We start from the raw sequence: 1446 nt of genomic DNA, 5'->3' as shown, positions 1-1446 counted from the left end.
GTAATATAGAATTTTCCACATTAGATATATTAAATGAAAAAGGTAAATCCKRTATNAAATATACTTATTGATTCTATCATTTTATTTCTTATATAATCTCCAAGTTCAACAGTTTTTAGTTTTGGATTTTCTATATGATCGTATATAGGTGGTAAAAATTCAACTTCAACATTTTTTGAATTTATTTTACCTATAGGTTGAAAACCTTCATAAGTACCTTTAGAGTTTTTTATAACAAAAGGGACTATAGGGCATTTTGCTTTATAAGCAATTTTTAATGCTCCATTTCTAAAATCAGATATAATTGCATTTGGATCCTTTACCCATGTTAAATCTCCTTCAGGGAAAATAGCCATACTTTGTCCATTTAATATATTATTCGCTGCATCATTTATACTTTTTATACCCTGTCTGTTGTCTTCTCTATTTATATAAACACATTTAGTTAATTTTGCCCAAGTACTTACTATAGGCATACTTCTCCAAACTGGTTCATCAGCAACAACACATCCTATAGGTTCATCAATGCTTGTAAATAGTATAAAGCTATCTAACATACTTGCATGATTGCATATATATAAAACTGGAGTATTTGGTATATTATCTTTTCCTTTTATAGTGAGGTTTATATTGACTTTTTTTAAAGACTTTTTAGCGTGATTATGTAGAAAATCATATATTTCTATATTAGTAAAGTTGTCAGGATTTTTCTTTATTCTATTAAGCTTTGGCATAGATGCAGAGAAACCAAATATTTGGTAAGTTGCAAATTTAAAATAATTAAACACTTTTATTATCTCCTTAATCTTAATATATAATAAATTATTTTAGCATAAAAAAAATTTGTTTACAAATAAGCCTATTTAATAATTAGTGTGAATATAANAATATTAAGTATATCACAAATAGTCTTTGTAACACATTAATATTATTTACCAATTTTAGGAGGGATATAATGAGAATATCTGAGGAAAGATTATTAAGAGTAAGAGTCTTATCTCATACAGGAGATAAAATACATATAAAGTTACCTATTGAATTTGTTAAGAAGATGATTAAAAATAATACTTTTGATTTTTTTTATGGAGCAGAGGATATGGTAGATAGTAAAAAACTTTTAGATGTATTGATAAGAGCGTTTGATTATGATTTGAGTGGCGAAGTTGCTCATATGGAAAGAAAAAATGGAGATATAATAAAGATGATAATAGATTAAGGTACTAATATATAGTACCTATTTTTATGTGTATCATAATAAAAACATATTAAAAACTTATCATATAATTAAATATAATTTTATCCAAAATATTTGAAAAAACTACAAGAAATATGTCGCAAGTTATATAAAAATAAAAAAATGTGTTGCACTATAAAAATATATGTGTTATTCTAATTTAGGCAATAAAACACTAATAAATARCTTAATTAAAAATAATATTTAATTAG

General features: G+C 24.1%; 2 protein-coding genes. One reads left to right on the top strand and one right to left on the bottom strand.

All coding sequences use genetic code 11. The features are described from left to right. Nucleotides 1-29: 29 nt before the first annotated feature. Entirely contained in the window at nucleotides 30-734 is a 705-nt protein-coding gene (locus G3997_RS06680) for a lysophospholipid acyltransferase family protein (protein WP_442971270.1), read from the bottom strand. A gap of 221 nt (nucleotides 735-955) precedes the next feature. Here G3997_RS06680 and G3997_RS06675 point away from each other — a divergent pair, with 221 nt between their 5' ends. Next, the gene (locus tag G3997_RS06675) at nucleotides 956-1216 is read left to right on the top strand and encodes a hypothetical protein (RefSeq protein WP_296644692.1); all 261 of its coding nucleotides are present in this window, start codon (nucleotides 956-958) and stop codon (nucleotides 1214-1216) included. The last annotated feature ends 230 nt before the right edge of the window (nucleotides 1217-1446 follow it).

Source organism: Romboutsia sp. 13368, assembly GCF_018336475.1.
Classification (GTDB): domain Bacteria; phylum Bacillota; class Clostridia; order Peptostreptococcales; family Peptostreptococcaceae; genus Romboutsia.
The sequence above is the reverse complement of the archived record's forward strand: the minus strand, read 5'-3'. Positions and strand labels throughout refer to the sequence as shown.

Excerpts from the sequence above, each read along its gene's own strand:
- G3997_RS06675 (WP_296644692.1), top strand. The coding sequence starts at position 956 with ATGAGAATATCTGAGGAAAGATTATTAAGAGTAAGAGTCTTATCTCAT.